Source organism: Flavobacterium sp., from assembly GCF_034111225.1.
Classification (GTDB): Bacteria; Bacteroidota; Bacteroidia; order Flavobacteriales; family Flavobacteriaceae; genus Flavobacterium.
In genome coordinates, this window is record NZ_JAWUXR010000016.1 from 56198 (window position 1) to 73164 (window position 16967).

The 16967-nt window shown below is 30.4% G+C and carries 17 protein-coding genes; 11 read left to right on the top strand and 6 right to left on the bottom strand.

Annotated elements, in window-relative coordinates; genetic code table 11:
- Position 1: 1 nt before the first annotated feature.
- From UXY25_RS11440 to UXY25_RS11450, 3 genes are read left to right on the top strand one after another with little or no spacing between them, the layout of a single operon-like run.
- Complete coding sequence (locus tag UXY25_RS11440; RefSeq protein ID WP_320816156.1) at positions 2-787, top strand: undecaprenyl-diphosphate phosphatase; 786 nt, start codon at positions 2-4, stop codon at positions 785-787.
- Positions 787-1485 carry a tRNA pseudouridine(55) synthase TruB gene (truB, locus tag UXY25_RS11445; protein WP_320816157.1) on the top strand — a complete coding sequence of 233 codons (699 nt, stop codon included), beginning with the start codon at positions 787-789 and terminating at the stop codon, positions 1483-1485. The genes UXY25_RS11440 and truB overlap by 1 nt, the downstream gene beginning before the upstream one ends.
- Positions 1475-2092 carry a YiiX/YebB-like N1pC/P60 family cysteine hydrolase gene (locus UXY25_RS11450; protein ID WP_320816158.1) on the top strand — a complete coding sequence of 206 codons (618 nt, stop codon included), beginning with the start codon at positions 1475-1477 and terminating at the stop codon, positions 2090-2092. The genes truB and UXY25_RS11450 overlap by 11 nt, the downstream gene beginning before the upstream one ends.
- Here the strand turns inward: UXY25_RS11450 and UXY25_RS11455 are convergent.
- Entirely contained in the window at positions 2084-2692 is a 609-nt protein-coding gene (locus UXY25_RS11455) for a thioredoxin family protein (RefSeq protein WP_320816159.1), read from the bottom strand. The genes UXY25_RS11450 and UXY25_RS11455 overlap by 9 nt on opposite strands.
- Positions 2693-2773: 81 nt before the next feature.
- Between UXY25_RS11455 and UXY25_RS11460 the strand changes: the two genes are divergently transcribed.
- The 8 genes from UXY25_RS11460 to UXY25_RS11495 all read left to right on the top strand — a co-directional run bounded on the left by UXY25_RS11460 (position 2774) and on the right by UXY25_RS11495 (position 13668).
- Positions 2774-3553 (top strand): patatin-like phospholipase family protein, encoded by a 780-nt coding sequence (locus tag UXY25_RS11460; RefSeq protein ID WP_320816160.1) that lies wholly within the window; start codon positions 2774-2776, stop codon positions 3551-3553.
- A 95-nt stretch (positions 3554-3648) separates the two neighbouring features.
- On the top strand, positions 3649-4356 hold the full coding sequence (gene pyrH / locus UXY25_RS11465; RefSeq protein ID WP_320816161.1) for a UMP kinase: 708 nt from the start codon (positions 3649-3651) through the stop codon (positions 4354-4356).
- 63 nt (positions 4357-4419) lie between these two features.
- Positions 4420-4983: a ribosome recycling factor gene (gene frr, locus UXY25_RS11470; protein ID WP_320816162.1), complete on the top strand. Its 564-nt coding sequence runs from the start codon at positions 4420-4422 to the stop codon at positions 4981-4983.
- Between the two features lie 72 nt (positions 4984-5055).
- On the top strand, positions 5056-7539 hold the full coding sequence (locus UXY25_RS11475; RefSeq protein WP_320816163.1) for a DUF5686 family protein: 2484 nt from the start codon (positions 5056-5058) through the stop codon (positions 7537-7539).
- A gap of 74 nt (positions 7540-7613) precedes the next feature.
- Positions 7614-10019: an efflux RND transporter permease subunit gene (locus tag UXY25_RS11480; RefSeq protein WP_320816164.1), complete on the top strand. Its 2406-nt coding sequence runs from the start codon at positions 7614-7616 to the stop codon at positions 10017-10019.
- 67 nt (positions 10020-10086) lie between these two features.
- A complete protein-coding gene (asnS, locus tag UXY25_RS11485) occupies positions 10087-11520 on the top strand; it encodes an asparagine--tRNA ligase (protein WP_320816165.1) in 1434 nt (477 codons plus the stop codon).
- Positions 11521-11588: 68 nt separating this feature from the next.
- Positions 11589-13046, top strand: coding sequence for an RNA polymerase factor sigma-54 (gene rpoN, locus UXY25_RS11490; RefSeq protein ID WP_320816166.1), 1458 nt, complete (start codon positions 11589-11591; stop codon positions 13044-13046).
- A gap of 1 nt (position 13047) precedes the next feature.
- The gene (locus tag UXY25_RS11495; RefSeq protein WP_320816167.1) at positions 13048-13668 is read left to right on the top strand and encodes a hypothetical protein; all 621 of its coding nucleotides are present in this window, start codon (positions 13048-13050) and stop codon (positions 13666-13668) included.
- Here UXY25_RS11495 and UXY25_RS11500 read toward each other — a convergent pair.
- The 5 genes from UXY25_RS11500 to UXY25_RS11520 form a co-directional block, all read right to left on the bottom strand.
- Positions 13663-14343, bottom strand: a complete 681-nt coding sequence (locus UXY25_RS11500; RefSeq protein ID WP_320816168.1) for a porin family protein — start codon at positions 14341-14343, stop codon at positions 13663-13665. The two genes, UXY25_RS11495 and UXY25_RS11500, sit on opposite strands and share 6 nt — an antisense overlap.
- 72 nt (positions 14344-14415) lie before the next feature.
- Complete coding sequence (locus tag UXY25_RS11505; RefSeq protein WP_320816169.1) at positions 14416-14889, bottom strand: biopolymer transporter ExbD; 474 nt, start codon at positions 14887-14889, stop codon at positions 14416-14418.
- Between the two features lie 19 nt (positions 14890-14908).
- The gene (locus UXY25_RS11510) at positions 14909-15523 is read right to left on the bottom strand and encodes a biopolymer transporter ExbD (RefSeq protein ID WP_320816170.1); all 615 of its coding nucleotides are present in this window, start codon (positions 15521-15523) and stop codon (positions 14909-14911) included.
- Between the two features lie 2 nt (positions 15524-15525).
- Entirely contained in the window at positions 15526-15945 is a 420-nt protein-coding gene (locus UXY25_RS11515; RefSeq protein WP_320816171.1) for a hypothetical protein, read from the bottom strand.
- 25 nt (positions 15946-15970) lie between these two features.
- Entirely contained in the window at positions 15971-16762 is a 792-nt protein-coding gene (locus tag UXY25_RS11520; protein WP_320816172.1) for a MotA/TolQ/ExbB proton channel family protein, read from the bottom strand.
- Positions 16763-16967: the final 205 nt, after the last annotated feature.

The window sequence follows — 16967 nt, forward strand, 5'->3', positions numbered from 1 at the left end:
AATGAATATTTTTCAAGCTATTATTCTTGCCATTATTGAAGGAATTACTGAGTTTTTACCTGTTTCTTCAACAGGACATATGATTATTGCTTCTTCCTTCTTTGGAATTGCAGGTGATGATTTTACCAAACTTTTTACGATTGTCATTCAACTTGGAACAATACTTTCAGTTGTTGTTTTGTACTTCAAACGTTTTTTCCAAAGTTTAGATTTTTACTTTAAGTTATTTGTAGCCTTTATTCCGGCAGTTGTGTTTGGTTTACTTTTAAATGATTTTATTGATAGTTTATTAGAAAGCCCAATTGTTGTTGCTATTTCACTTATTATTGGTGGAGTTTTGCTTTTAAAAGTAGATGAATGGTTTGGAAATTCTGATAACACTGAAATATCATACTTAACAGCTTTAAAAATTGGTTTTTTCCAATGCTTAGCCATGATTCCTGGTGTCTCTAGAAGTGGAGCAAGTATTGTAGGAGGAATGAGTCAGAAATTATCTCGAACTTCAGCAGCTGAATTTTCATTTTTCTTAGCTATTCCTACAATGTTAGGTGCAACTGTAAAAAAATTATACGATTACTATAAAGCTGGTTTTGAAATAACAGATCATCAATTCAACTTACTTATTATTGGTAACGTTGTTGGTTTTTTAGTAGCACTTATCGCTATAAAATCATTCATTGGCTACTTAACTAAACACGGTTTTAAAATGTTTGGTTATTATAGAATTGTAGCTGGTGTTGCAATTTTATTCATTCACTTTTTTGTGCAAAAATTATCCATTATTTAATGACTAAAGAAGATATTTTAAACGGTCAAGTTTTATTAATTGACAAGCCTTTGACTTGGTCGTCTTTTCAAGCGGTTAATAAATTAAAATATGCTTTAAAAAGACATTTTGACTTACCTAAAAAGTTTAAAATTGGTCATGCAGGTACTTTAGATCCATTAGCAAATGGTTTATTGATTATTTGTACAGGAAAATTTACTAAAATAATTACCGAAATTCAGGCACAAGCCAAAGAATATACCGGAACGATAACTGTTGGCGCAACAACACCTTCTTATGATTTAGAAACAGAGATTGACGCAACTTTTCCAACAGACCACATTACAGAAGCTTTAATCAAGGAAACCATAAATAAATTTCTTGGTGAGATAGACCAAAAACCCCCCGTCTATTCTGCTATCAAAAAAGACGGAAAACGTTTGTATGAACATGCTCGTGCTGGCGAAGAAGTTGAAATTAAAGCACGAAAAACTACAATGTACGAGTTTGAAATTACTCGAATTGCATTACCTGAAATTGACTTTAGAATAAAATGCAGCAAAGGAACTTACATTCGTTCTATTGCATATGATTTTGGATTGGCACTGCAATCTGGTGGACATTTAACTTCTTTAAGACGAACAAAAATTGGTGACTATGCTGTTGAAAATGCAGTTACTCCTGAAGTTTTTGAAAAGAACATGTTAGATGAAATTTAAATTTTTAATTTTTATAATCATCATACAGTTTAGTTTTTCGCAAAATATAAAACTAAAAACTGGCGATATTATTTTTCAATCTATGAATTGCGGACCTTTATGTGAGGCTATTAATCAGGTTACTGAAGGTTATAAAGGAAATGATTTTAGTCATCTTGGCTTGGTTTATATCCAAAATGATTCTATTTACATTATTGAAGCTGCCGGAAGTGCAGTTCAATTGACTCCACTTAAAAAATTTAAATCTTATACAAACGAAACTATGTTTGTAGGGAGATTGAAAAGAAAATACAGGAAGCACATACCGAGTGCAATTACTTTTTCATTGGAGCAAATAGGGGTTCCTTATGATAATGCTTATTTGTATAATAATGGAAGTTATTATTGCTCTGAATTAATTTATGATGCCTTTTTAGACGCTTACGGCGAACCTTTTTTTGAGTTACAGCCTATGACATTTAAGGCGCCAAATTCTGATGCTTATTTTGAAGTATGGCAAGAATATTACGACAAATTAGAAATGGAAGTCCCAGAAGGTCAATTAGGCTGTAACCCTGGCGGAATTTCCAATTCAAACAAACTAAAAGTTATTGGAACTTTAGACTAAAACTTCCTTTGGCATTAAAGCCATAATTTCGTTTTGAGTAGAAATTCCTTTGTCATGTAAATACCATTTTTGTAATTCAATTTTAGCTTCTTCATCCACTACTCCATTTGCAGCTTTATAATCAGCAATAAGTTTTCGGGCAGGTTCAGGTCTAGGTCCCCAATCAGCTAATATTTCATTAGAATCTGCATCAAGAATGATTAATTTTGGAATTGCTTTTCCACCATTTGTTAAAAATTTATTCATTAATACATCATTATCATCTCTTAAAACAATTTGTAAATCAATAAAATTTGACACTTCAGCCATTTTATTAATTATAGGTAGAATTTGAGCTGCATCACCACACCAACCTTCAGAAATAACCAACCAAGTAAGTTTTTTAGATAAATTACCTAATTGTTTTTCAATTTCCGGAACCACTTTAATGTTTTTGTCAAGGCGTTTTAACCTTGTTTCGTTTAATTCTGAATAATGCAACAAATCTTCTGTTTGAGTATGACCTGTAGATTTACCCTCCTCAATTAATTTTGAAACATATTCTCTATACGTTTTGTAAGAAAAACTGCTTTTTAAAGATTTTTGTATGATATTTTTCATATTTACAATATTTACTTGGCAAAAATAATCTTAATTTTGAAAATAGAATGTAAGCTTTATTACATAACTTAAAAATCAACCATGGATTTAAATTCTAAAAATATTGGATTAGTACTTTCAGGTGGTGGTTCAAAAGGGATTGCTCATGCAGGAGTAATTAAATTTTTGGAAGAAAAAAAAATAAAACCCTCAATAATTAGCGGAACTAGTGCAGGTGCAATTATTGCAGCGCTCTATGCTTTTGGGAAAACTCCAAATGAAATTCTTGATTTTTTTAAATCAATTTACTTTTTTCATTGGAGCCATTTTACATTAAAAAAAGCAGGAATTGTAGATTCAGAATCATTTAAAGATTATTTCGATAAAATTTTTGGAGAAACAAAAATTGGAGACCTTGAACTTCCAATTATAATTACCGCAACGGATATGGTAAAAGGAAAATTGAAAATATTTAGACCCGAAACTAAATTATCAGATGCTGTATTAGCTTCATCTGCATTTCCAGGTATAATTTCACCTTATAAAATAAACAAAAGCTTGTATAGTGATGGCGGAATTTTAAACCACTTCCCCACTGATTTAATCCAAGGAAGGTGTGATAGCATAATAGGTGTTTATGTAAGTCCAATTCAAGATATTGTAGAAAAAGATTTGAATTCAATTAAAGCAGTAACAACTAGAGCTTTCGACCTACTTTCTGCTCAAGGTAATTATCAAAAGTTTAGCTTATGTGATTTGGTTATAGAACCAAAAGAGCTTTCAAAATACAGTACGTTTGAAACCAATAAAATAAAAATGGATGCTATTTTTAACATTGGTTATGAAGAGGCAAAAAAATCATTTGAAGAATTAAACGTATAATTTAAACTACATTTTTTTTGCAATAGATATATATTTATATTTGCATCATAATTTTGAATCCTAATTATAGGATTCAAAAATAAATTCAGAATAAAATGAAATATAAAAGAATTCTTCTTAAACTTAGTGGTGAGGCTTTAATGGGCGATAGACAATATGGAATTGACCCTATGAGATTAGCTGAATATGCGCAAGAAATAAAGCAAATTCATGAAAAAGGTATAGAGATTGCTATTGTTATAGGAGGAGGAAATATTTTCAGAGGAGTTGCTGGCGCAAGTAATGGAATGGACAGAGTTCAAGGAGATTACATGGGAATGTTAGCAACTGTAATTAACGGAATGGCTTTGCAAGGAGCGCTTGAAGAAGCAGGAATGCAAACTAGGCTTCAAACTGCCTTAAAAATTGAAGCTATAGCTGAACCTTACATTAAAAGAAAAGCAACTCGACATTTAGAAAAAGGCAGAATTGTAATTTTTGGTGCTGGAACAGGAAACCCTTATTTTACAACTGACACTGCTGCAGTTTTAAGAGGAGTTGAGGTTGGTGCTGATGTTATTTTAAAAGGAACAAGAGTTGACGGTGTTTACAATGCAGATCCTGAAAAAGATAAAACAGCTGTGAAATTTGATTTCATTTCATTCGAAGATGTTTTAGCTAAAGGATTAAATGTAATGGACACAACAGCTTTTACATTAAGTCAAGAAAACAAATTACCTATTATTATATTTGACATGAATAAAGAAGGAAACTTATTAAAGGTTTGTGAAGGACAAAACATAGGAACTACAGTTACAATATAAGTACAAAAGAGAAACAAAAGGGAAAATTAAGTAAAAGACATTATATCTGAAAATCTAAATAAAATGACAGAAGAAATTAATTTTATACTAGACGGAGCAAAAGAATCAATGAACGGTTCTATTTCTCACTTAGAAAAAGAGTTATTAAACATTAGAGCAGGGAAAGCATCTCCTCAAATGCTAGGCGGGGTTTTTGTAGACTATTATGGCTCACAAACTCCATTGTCGCAAATTGCTACTATTAATGCCGCAGATGCAAGAACATTGACAGTTACTCCGTGGGAAAAACCAATGTTACAACCTATTGAAAAAGCAATCATGATTGCAAATTTAGGCTTAAACCCAATGAATAATGGCGACAACATTATTATAAACATTCCGCCATTAACAGAAGAGAGAAGAAGAGACTTGGCTAAACAAGCTAAAAGCGAAGCTGAAGACGCAAAAATTGGTGTTAGAAGCGCTCGTAAAGATGCTAATGACGACATTAAAAAAGAAGAGAAAAATGGTACTTCTGAAGATATTTGTAAATCAGCAGAAGATGAAATTCAAAAACTAACAGATTTTTATAACAGAAAAATAGACGAAATTCTTTCTGTAAAAGAAGCAGAAATAATGAAAGTATAACTTAATTAAAATCCCGAATATATCGGGATTTTTTTATTTAAAAACTGTACTTTAGCAGTTCAAATTCATTGAATGAGACAGATTCTATTATTAGTAATTTTTTTTCTTAGTTATTTTTCGGAAGCTCAAACCAAAATTAACGGTCAAGTTATTGATTTTGATACAACTATACCAGTTGCTTTTGCTAAAATAACCTACGAAAGCAAAACCTTTATGACTGATTGGGAAGGCAAATTCTCAATAGAAGTTTCTGACTTTAAAAAACCTGTTTATGTCACATATAAAGGCTACTATGAAAAATCTTCATATCCAGTAAACAATGGGAAGCTATTCATTGTAAAAATGATAACTAATATCAATATTAAAAATAACGAAATTTATTCTGACCAAAAAGTAAACCTTATCATTAAAAAGGTTTATGAAAACCAAAGTAAAAACGACCCTGAAAAAGCACTTTCAAACTTTCAATATAAAAATTACGAATACCTTCACATTAGCGCTAATCCGGATAGTATTTCAGGAAAAATTGATACAATTCATAAGAGAACTATTTTTGGAAGACATAAAATAAAATTAGACTCATCAAATTACAAATTCAAAAAATTAGTTGAGAAGAACCACATCTATCAAACTGAAAAGGTAAATTTAATTCAACAAAATAAAAGCACGCAAAAAGAAACTATTCTTGCTACAAGAATGGCAGGTTTTAAAGAACCGATTTACGAATATTTAGGATTAAAATTATTGTCTTATTCTGTTTATGAGAACCCTTTTGAAATACTTGAAACGCCTTTACAAAACCCAATTTCAAATATTGGAAGAAGACTATATGTTTATAATTTAATTGATAGTATTCAACACCAAGGGAGAAAAACATATCGCATATATTTTCAACCGAAAAAAATTCGTTCAAACAGGCTAAGAGGACTTTTACATATTGATGCAGAAAGTTTTGCAATCTCAAAAGCACAATTTAGAATTTATGGAATTGTGAATATTGAAGCAACTTATACCTTTGATTACTTAAAAGAGCATAGTATTTGGTTCCCTAAAAAAAGAATGTTTTTTGTAAAAAAAGGAACGAATAATCAAGATTTAAAAATTTTAGGAAATACTATAAAATTTAACTCTAGTTCTGAAGAAAAAATTAGTAAAAACGCAAGTGACAGAGCGTATTTAACAATAGAATCAACACCTTTCGATTTAGAAATTGGAAACTATCAACAAATAAACGATCCAAAAATTAAAATTGACTTACCTAGAAGCAGTTTCAATAAAGATGAAAAATATTGGGCAAACTTTACAAAAGATCCAATTGATAAAAGAAAATTAAAAACATATGTTTCATTAGACAGTTTGTCAACTGCTAACAGAATTGAACACAAACTTTTTTTAGGTAAAAAAATATTCAATGGATATATCCCAATTAGTATTTTAGATGTAGACTTGAGAACTCTAATTAAATATAATAACTACGAAGGTTTTAGGATTGGACTAGGCGGCGTAACAAATTCTAAATTATCAGAAAAATACAAACTTGGATTTTATAGTGCTTTTGGATTAAAAGACGCCGAATTTAAATATGGAATTACACCATCATATTTACTAAATAAAAATAGTGAAACTTGGGTAAGTGCATCTTATTCAGATGATGTAAGTGAGTTGGCCCAAACTAACTTTGTTACCGATTCTAGAAAATTCAGATTATATGACCCAAGACCTATTAATATTTCAACCTTTTACAATATTAAAACAGCGGCTATAATATTAGAAAGTAAGATTTTGCCAAAATTAAACAGTTACTTTTCTGTTTCACAAAATGAAATTCAACCTTTGTTTGATTATACATTTGTGAATAACGGCAAAAACTATACGGAATATTCTATTTCATCTGTGTTACTGGGCTTACAATGGAATCCTTTTAGTAATTACATGAATACGCCTTTAGGAGTAATTGAAATTGAAAAACGTCATCCAAAATTTTCACTTCAATACACACAAACACTTCCAGATGTTTTAGGAAATGATTTTACTTTTTCAAAAATTGATTTCAAAACATTCTATGAAGTACCTTATTTATCTGGGCAAAAAAGTTCTGTTTTATTCCAAGGAGGAATAGCATTTGGAGATGTTCCGCTAACTCATTTGTATAGTGTTGCTCCAAATAATATTAACAAAGATGCTATTTTACAGAGATTGACATTTGCAGGAAAGAATAGTTTTGAAACCATGTACTATAATGAGTTTTTCTCAAATAAATATGCTTCATTACAATTTAAACATACTTTTAATAAAATTGATTTAGGCTATAAGATAGCGCCTGAATTCTCAGTCGTTACTAGAATGGCGTGGGGAGAAATAAATAAAGAAAATCAACATCTTGGCTTAAATTTTAAATCGCTTGAAAAAGGTTTTTTTGAAAGTGGAATTGAAGCAAATAAAATTTTTAAAGGCCTTGGTTTAACTGCTTTTTACAGATACGGACCTAACCAATTAGCTCGATTCGATGATAATTTATCAATTAAAATCTCATATTTCATAGATTTAGGTTTTTAAACCGCTCTTTCTTTAGCTTGAAATTTAGCTAATTAAGCAATATTCCTTACCTTTGCGCTCTAAAAATTTTCAACATGTTAAAGTGGTTAAGCACTAGTTTTTGGGATTTTATTGCACGGTTTATTTTAAGAAATAGAATAATATTACTAATCACCTTAGTGCTATTTACTGTTTTCATGGCTTTCCAGTGGAAAAACATGAGATTTACGTATACCGAAGCCAATTTATTACCTGATGATCATATAATAAATCAAGAATACAATTCATTTCTAGACAAGTTTGGAGAAGAAGGAAACCTTGTGGTTATAGGCTTTAAAGATTCTACATTCTTTACTGAAAAAAATATTTTGCTTTGGGAAAGCTTCATTTCTGAAATTAAAAAAGATAAAGCTGTAGACTTTACCTTATCTATTGAAGATTTAAAAGTCCTAAAAAAAGACACTTTAAATCAAAAATTAGTACTGGTTCCTTTTATAAACAAATCGGAGTTTAGCCCTAAATATCTAAAAGAGAAAGAAAACGAGTTTTACAACAATCTTCCTTTCTATGAAGGAATGTTGTTTAATAAAGAAACTGGTTCAGTGCGATTTGCAATTTACATGAACAAAGAAATTGTAAACACTGCTGCTCGTAAAGATTTTATTTTAAAGTATCTAAGCAAAGAAAAAGTTGCCAAATTTGAAAAAGAAAGTGGCATTGACCTGAAAATTTCAGGTATGCCTTACATTCGAACTTTAAATTCTCAAAGTATAATAAGCGAAATTGGCTTGTTTGTTTTCGCTGCTTTATTCATAACGTCATTATTATTTTTCTTTTTCTTTAGAAGCTTTAGAGCCACTTTAATTTCGATGTGTATTGTAATTATAGGTGTAATGTGGTCTTTTGGAACACTTGGTTTATTGAATTATGAAATAACTGTTTTAACAGCAATTATTCCGCCTTTAATTATTGTAATTGGAATTCCAAATTGCATTTTCTTGATCAACAAGTACCAGCAAGAAATTAAAAAACACGGTAATAAAGCCAAATCATTACAAAGAGTAATTTCTAAAGTTGGAAACGCTACTTTAATGACCAACTTAACTACTGCTGCTGGTTTTGCAACATTCATGGCGACCGATAGTGAGCTGCTTACTGAATTTGGTATTGTTGCTTCATTAAATATTATCTTTTTATTTTTCCTTTGCTTAATTATAATCCCAATTATTTATAGTTATATGCCTCTTCCTAAAGAAAAGCATTTGGCTCATTTAGGAAAAAACTACATTAAATCTTTTGTAGATTGGACAGAAAACACGGTAAGAAACCATACTGTAAAAATATTTAGCACAGCTATTATATTATTGGCATTAGGCATCATTGGTATCTACCAAATAAAAATATCTGGGAGTATTATTGAAGACATGCCTAAGAAAACAGGTTTTTACGATGACATTTTGTTTTACGAAAACGAATTTGATGGAGTAATGCCTCTTGAGATAATGATTGATACCAAGAGAAAAAAAGGCGCATTAAAATCAGTAACTTTAAAAAGGATAAACGAACTACAAGAAACTATTGAAGAAATTCCCGAATTATCTAAACCTGTTTCTATTGTTAATTTAGTAAAATATTCAAAGCAAGCTTATTACAATGGCAACCCAGAGTATTATGAATTACCAACAAAGCAGGAAGAGGCGTTTATTTTGTCTTATATTAAAAACTCTACAAACGGTAATCAAAATATGATGAAAAGTTATGTAGACAGTACAGGTCAATACGCAAGAGTCACTACTTTCATGAGGGACATTGGTACTGATAAAATGAAAAAAATTGAAGAACGTCTACAAGAAAAGATAGATAAACTTTTTCCGAGCGAGCGTTATACAGTTACCATGACTGGTAAAGCTTATGTTTTTGAAAAAGGAACACACTATTTGGTTAAAAATTTAGTGCTTTCGTTATTGTTTGCAATTATATTGATATCACTTTTAATGGCTTATTTATTTAGATCGTTTAAAATGATAGTCATTTCATTACTTCCTAATTTATTGCCTTTAATCATCACAGCAGGCTTAATGGGGTTTTTAGGAGTTCCAATTAAACCATCAACAATATTAGTGTTTAGTATCGCATTTGGTATTTCGGTAGATGATACGATTCACTTTTTGGCAAAATACCGTCAAGAATTGATTGCAAACGACTGGAAAATTAAACGTTCGGTTTTCAGCACAATGAAAGAAGCTGGTGTAAGTATGTTTTATACTTCAGTAGTATTGTTTTTTGGGTTTTCAGTATTTACACTTTCTAGCTTTGGAGGAACCGTAGCCTTAGGAGGTTTAGTAGCAGCAACATTACTTTTTGCAATGCTTTCTAATTTAATATTATTACCGGCTTTGTTACTTTCGTTAGAAAAAACAATTGCCAATAAAGAAGAATTTTTAGAACCAACTATAGATATTTTAGTAGATGATTCAGATGATGAAATCTCTACAAATTAATAATTATATTTACATTTGTTACACAGTACGATTTGAGAACATCAAATTAAAAAAATAAAAAGAAAAGATGAAACATATTAAAGTTAAAGACCTTTTAAGTAACACAAAAACACTACAAGAAGTAATAGCAAAAGGTTGGGTTAGAACATTTAGAAACAATCAATTTATTGCGTTAAATGATGGCTCTACCATTAATAACATTCAGTGTGTTGTTGATTTTGAAAATACACCTGAAGAAACTTTAAAAAGAATTACAACTGGAGCTGCAATTTGTGTAAAAGGAACATTACAAGAAAGTCAAGGAAAAGGACAATCTGTAGAAATCCAAGTTTCGCAAATTGAAATTTTAGGAGATAGTGATGCCGAAAAATTTCCTATGCAGCCTAAAAAACACTCTTTAGAATTTTTAAGAGAAAATGCACATTTACGTGTAAGAACAAATGCTTTTGGAGCAATTATGAGAGTGCGTTCTGTATTATCATTTGCAGTTCATCAATATTTTCAAGAAAAAGGATTTGTATATGTAAACACGCCGGTTATTACAGGTGCTGATGCTGAAGGTGCAGGAGAAATGTTCCAAGTAACTTCATTACCATTAGAGAATTTACCAAAAAATGAAGAAGGAGATATCGATTACAAAAAAGATTTCTTCGGAAAACAAACAAACCTAACTGTTTCTGGACAATTAGAAGGTGAAACTTTTGCAATGGCATTAGGTCAAATTTACACTTTTGGACCTACTTTTAGAGCTGAAAATTCAAATACGTCTCGTCACTTGGCAGAATTCTGGATGATTGAGCCAGAGGTTGCATTTAATGATTTGCATGATAATATGGATTTGGCAGAAGATTTTATTCAATACGTAATTAAATATACGATGAATAAATGTGAAGATGATTTAAAGTTTTTAGAAAATCGTTTATTAGAAGAAGAAAAATCAAAACCACAAGCAGACCGAAGCGAATTAGCTTTGTTAGATAAATTAAATTTCGTTTTAGAAAACAACTTTAAACGCGTTTCTTACACCGAAGCTATAGATATTTTAAGAGATTCAACTCCAAATAAAAAGAAAAAATTCAACTACATAATTAACGAATGGGGTGCAGATTTACAAAGTGAACACGAGCGTTATTTAGTTGAAAAACATTTTAAATGTCCAGTAATTGTATATGATTATCCAGCAAATATCAAATCATTTTACATGCGCATGAATGAAGATCAAAAAACAGTAGCGGCAATGGATATTCTTTTTCCAGGAATTGGAGAAATTGTAGGTGGCTCACAAAGAGAAGAGCGTTATGATGTTTTAATTGAAAAAATGAAAGCAATTGGAATTGACGAAGAAGAACTTTGGTGGTATTTAGATACTAGAAGATTTGGTTCGGCAGTGCATTCAGGATTTGGATTAGGATTTGAAAGATTGGTTTTATTCGTAACGGGAATGTCAAACATCCGTGATGTAATTCCTTTCCCAAGAAAGCCACAAAACGCCGAATTTTAATATAATACTTTAATCGTTTAATCGTATATTTGTTTAATCAATTAAACGATTAGTATTTATATGTTATCATGTTAAAACACAGTTTACAATTTAAATTATCTCAAAAATTATCTCCTCAACAAATTCAGTTGATGAAGTTAATTCAACTGCCTACGCAAGCTTTTGAACAACGTCTTCAGGAAGAATTAGTTGAAAATCCTGCATTAGAAAGCGGTAAAGAAGAAACTGAAGAATTAGATGATTATAATGACAACGATGATTATGACAATGATGATAACGAAAGAATTGACACTGAAGACATTAATATTGACGAATATTTAAGCAACGACGAAACCCCAGATTATAAATACCAATCTAATAATTACAGCGATGACGACGAGGAAAAATCAATGCCTCATGCTGCAATTGTCAGTTTTCATCAAGATCTTCTTAATCAATTAAATACTTTTATTTTAGATGATGAAGAACGAGTTATTGCCGAGTTTTTAGTAGGTAGTATTGACGATATGGGCTATATTAGAAGATCTGTTCAAGATATTGTTGACGATTTAGCATTTACTCAAGGTCTTTATTCAGACAATGAAACAGTAGAAAGAATTTTGCAAATTGTACAAGAACTTGAGCCAGCTGGCGTAGGCGCTAGAGATTTACAAGAATGCTTATTGCTTCAATTAAAACACAAAACTCCTTCAGAAGCTGTTGAACTGGCTGTTGATATTATTGAAAATCAGTTTGATGCATTTACCAAAAAGCATTATGAAAAACTGATTCAAAAATATGATATTTCTAAAGAACAGTTGAGAAAAGGAATTGAAGAAATTGAAAAATTAAATCCGAAACCAGGTGGCGCTTTTGATGGAAATCTAAAGCCTATTGAGCACGTTATACCTGATTTTACGATACGAATTATTGAAGACGAATTAGAATTACTTTTAAACGGAAGAAACGCACCTGAACTTCATATTTCGAAAGATTATCAGGAAATGTTGAAAAGTTATAAGGATACCAGTGAAAAAAGTAATTCTCAAAAAGATGCCGTTCAATTTATAAAACAAAAACTTGATGCTGCAAAATGGTTTATAGACGCAATCAAACAACGTCAAGAAACCTTATTTGTAACTATGAATGCCATTTTGCATTATCAAATGGAATATTTCTTAGAAGGCGATGAAGCTAAACTAAAACCAATGATTTTAAAAGACATTGCAGATTTAGTTGGCTTAGATATATCTACTGTTTCTCGTGTTGCAAATAGTAAATACGTCGATACACCTTACGGAACAAAATTGATTAAGGAGTTTTTTAGTGAATCAATGAAAAATGATCAAGGTGAAGATGTTTCAACAATTGAAATAAAGAATATTCTACAAAAAATAATAAAAACTGAAGACAAACGCAAACCATTTCCTGACGATAAATTAGCTGAAGAATTAAAAGAAAAAGGCTACCCTATTGCAAGAAGAACAATTGCAAAATATAGAGAACAGTTAGATATTCCTGTAGCTCGTTTACGAAAAAAAATATAGTATGTCTGCCTTAAAGAAAGTACTTCCACTATTTTCCTATATTTATCATCCTATATTTATATCGATATATGGTACATTATTCTACTTTTTGGTTTCGCCTAGTTATGATTACATTCCGTTAAATAGAATCTATTTAATTTTAATACAAGTAGTAATACTAACGCTTTTACTTCCACTCTCTTTATATTTTTTATTTGTTTCCTTAGGCGTAATTTCATCATTTACAGAAGCTAGTTTAAAAGAAAGAAGGATTCCAATAACCATTCAAGCATTTCTCTTATTTTTTCTGTTAAAATTCAGCGTTTCTTTAGATGAATTACCTGAACTGTATTACTTTTTCCTTGGCGCTTTTTTAAGCAGCTTACTTGCTTTAACTTCAGTTTTATTAAAATTTAAGGCAAGTCTTCACATGATTGGAATTAGCTCTTTAGCAACCTTTATTTATGGTTTAGCAACGTTGTATGAATTGCCTTTAGCAAATAGCGTAGCGCTTTCTATTATTTGCATAGGATTAGTTGCTTCATCGAGACTATACATGAAATCACATACTAATATAGAATTATTAGTAGGCTTACTAATTGGAATACTTTCTCAAATGAGTTTATGGTATTTTTGGCTATAGAATATAAAAGATAAAACCAACATTAAAATTATTCAAATCTAATGTTTCTCCATTTGATAATTTAGTGTCTTTAAAAAGAGGGCTTAACCCATAATAAGCATAAAAATTAATAGTATTATAACCCCAGCTAAGGTATGGACCGTATTGAATTTTATTTAAATCTGTATTATTACGGCTTATTTCACTAAGGCCATTGAACTTATAAACCGATTTATTTCCAAACAAATAACTCACTTTAAACCCAGTATAAATTCGCCAAAATTTGTGTGAATCAACTGTTGAATTTCTCCATCTAATTTCTAATGGAAATTCAACATAATGTAAAACCAACTTATTCTTGTCGTAATTGCCGTTCACACTATAAATGTTTTCAGGTTCACTATTTTCAATAATTAAATTGTGCTTAATATTATTGTAAGAATAGCCAATGCCAGTCCCTATTGCCCAATGTCTGTTTTTTGTAATAGGAAAATCCCTAATAAAACCTAATGACAATCCGGTTGAGAAAGAATACTGATTGTAGCCTGAAGGTCTATTTTGTAATAGATTATAATTCAAAGAAGCATAAAACTGGTCTTCTCTATATAAAGAATCAGAAACTTTATTTACAGTAACATCTTGAGCAAAAATGATACTGCAAAAAAACAATGTTGTTAAAATAAAAAAAGACTTCATTATAATTTTTTATAAAAATAATAAAAAAAGGCACGCAATTGCGTACCTTTTAAATATACTTAAAAAAAGTGACTACTCTACAGGGTTTCCTTGAGAGGTAGTATAATTCACTTTTAATTGATCAACTTTTCTTAATTCTTGTTTAATATCTTGAACCAATCCCATTTTAACATTTTTGTCAATTTTTAGGGAAGCAGTTAAATATTTCTCATCTTCAGAATTACGAGATGCTCTTTCGTTAATAACAAAATTTCTAACCTCCGAAACTGGCGCTATTTTATCTGCCATTTGAACACGATCAGACCCTCCTAAAGAGTTTCTATAACGTTCACTTGGCTTACCAGCATAGATATACATTACATATTGTTTTTTATGCAATTTTGCAGTCTGGTTAGCTTTTGGAAGCTTATTCTCAATCTTAAGTTCGCTATCTTTCATTGTAGTAGCGGTCATAAAGAAAAACAATAGCATAAATACAATATCCGGTAAAGATGCTGTAGAAATTTCAGGAAGTTTACCTGATTTTTTCTTTTTAAACTTAGACATAGTTTCTAAAATTTAAAGGTTAAAAGTTCTTTTTAGGCTCTGCTTCAGAAAGTCTCATAGGAAACATTTCTTGAATCAATTTAACCTTAGGCTCTAAATCTTCGATTAGACCTTCAGTTGCTTTTGAAGCAGGATCATTGTAAATATATTCCATTTCAGAAAAAGACATGTTATATCTTCTTTTACATTCTCTATCTCTTAAAAAAGTATAAGCTGCAACTAATTCGTTTTGAACAGCTATATACATTCCATAAGTTGTTAAACCGTCATTTGACAATGATATAACAGCTTTGTCTGGATGATCAGAAGAACTTGGGTCCTTTTTTCCTGTAAAACAGTAATTACAATTCCCCTCACCATTGTTTTCTAAGAAATCAATAGCTGTTTGTCTTAATTCTTTAATATTAATCACCTTTTCATTAACCAACAATTGATTGTCTTTGTTAACTAGTACAGGTAAAATATTTCTTTTATTAATAGGCGGGACTGGAGGATTCTCTTCATACCTAGGCAAAAGTCTATTAATTCCCTGATCAACTCCTATGGTAGTAGTAACCAAAAAGAATATCAAAAGCAGGAAAGCAATATCCGCCATAGAGCCGGCATTTACCTCTGGCACATCTCTTTTTGCCATAATTATTTTTTAAGTTTATTAAACCCTGTCCATCCCATGGTTACCATAGAAATAAGAGCTAAGAAATAAAACATGTTAAGACCTGTACTAACTAGTTTAGAAGTCATTCCTGAAACATTTTCGTCTCCTACTTTTACATCAGAACCATCGGCTAATATAAAAGAAATAAGAACTACTCCTAAAAACAAACCTATAGAAATCATTGTTTTCTTTAAGTTTTCTTTATTAGAAAATAGGTTTTTAAATACGTATACTAAAACTATTGCTATAGATGCAAACAGTACAAAGTACGACATATATATCATTGGAGAAATCCAACTGTTATCTGCATCATCACTAGATGTCATAAGTCCTGCTAAAAACACAATACTTATAACTGAAATGACAATAGCAGCTATTTTTGTTAACTTATGTAAGTTCATAATAGTTACTATTATTTATGAGTTATTATTTTTTGTAATCAGACAATACATCAATTAAGCTAATTGAAGCGTCTTCCATATCATTAACGATAGAATCGATTTTAGCAATGATATAGTTGTAAAAAACTTGTAAAATAATTGCAACAATAAGACCGAATACAGTAGTTAATAAGGCAACTTTAATACCTCCAGCAACTAATGATGGCTCCATAGAACCCGCAGATTGAATTTGGTCAAACGCCTCAATCATACCGATTACAGTTCCCATGAATCCTAACATCGGAGCTAATGCAATAAATAAAGAAATCCAAGAAACGTTTTTCTCTAATTGTCCCATTTGAACACCACCGTAAGCAATAACCGCCTTTTCAGCAGATTCGATACCATGTGAATGCCTATCTAAACCTTGGTAAAAGATTGACGCTACAGGTCCAGCTGTATTTCTACAAAGTTCTTTAGCTGCATCAACACCTCCAGATTTTAAAGCATCTTCCACTTCAGAGATTAATTTTTTTGTATTTGTTGTAGAAAGATTTAAATAAATAATTCTTTCGATAGCAATTGCTAATCCTAAAATTAAACAGATTAATACAATTCCCATAAATGCTGGTCCACCTTCAATGAAACGAGTTTTCATTTTTTGTGTAAAAGTTGGTTCCGCAGCAGCTTCTTCCGTAGCTACAGCAGCTGTTTCGTCAGCAGCAGTTTCTTGTACTTGTTCTGTTGCTACTTCCTCAGTTTGAGTAGAATCTTGTGCTTGAACACTTCCGAAAGTCATAAGCCCAGTGATTGCTAAAATAGAAAATAATCTTTTCATTGCTTTTGTTCTTAATTTTAATTAGTTAATTGGGTTAAAGGTATAAAAATAATTGTAAAACTTAAAAATAATATCTACATCTAAAAAATAATATGTCTTTTTGTATAATTCCTTTTATTCAAAAAAACTAGTAAGCTTTAAAACAAGCTCATTTATAACACTTATTTGCTGTAAATCTAAATCCAAATTCAGTGTGCTAAATAAC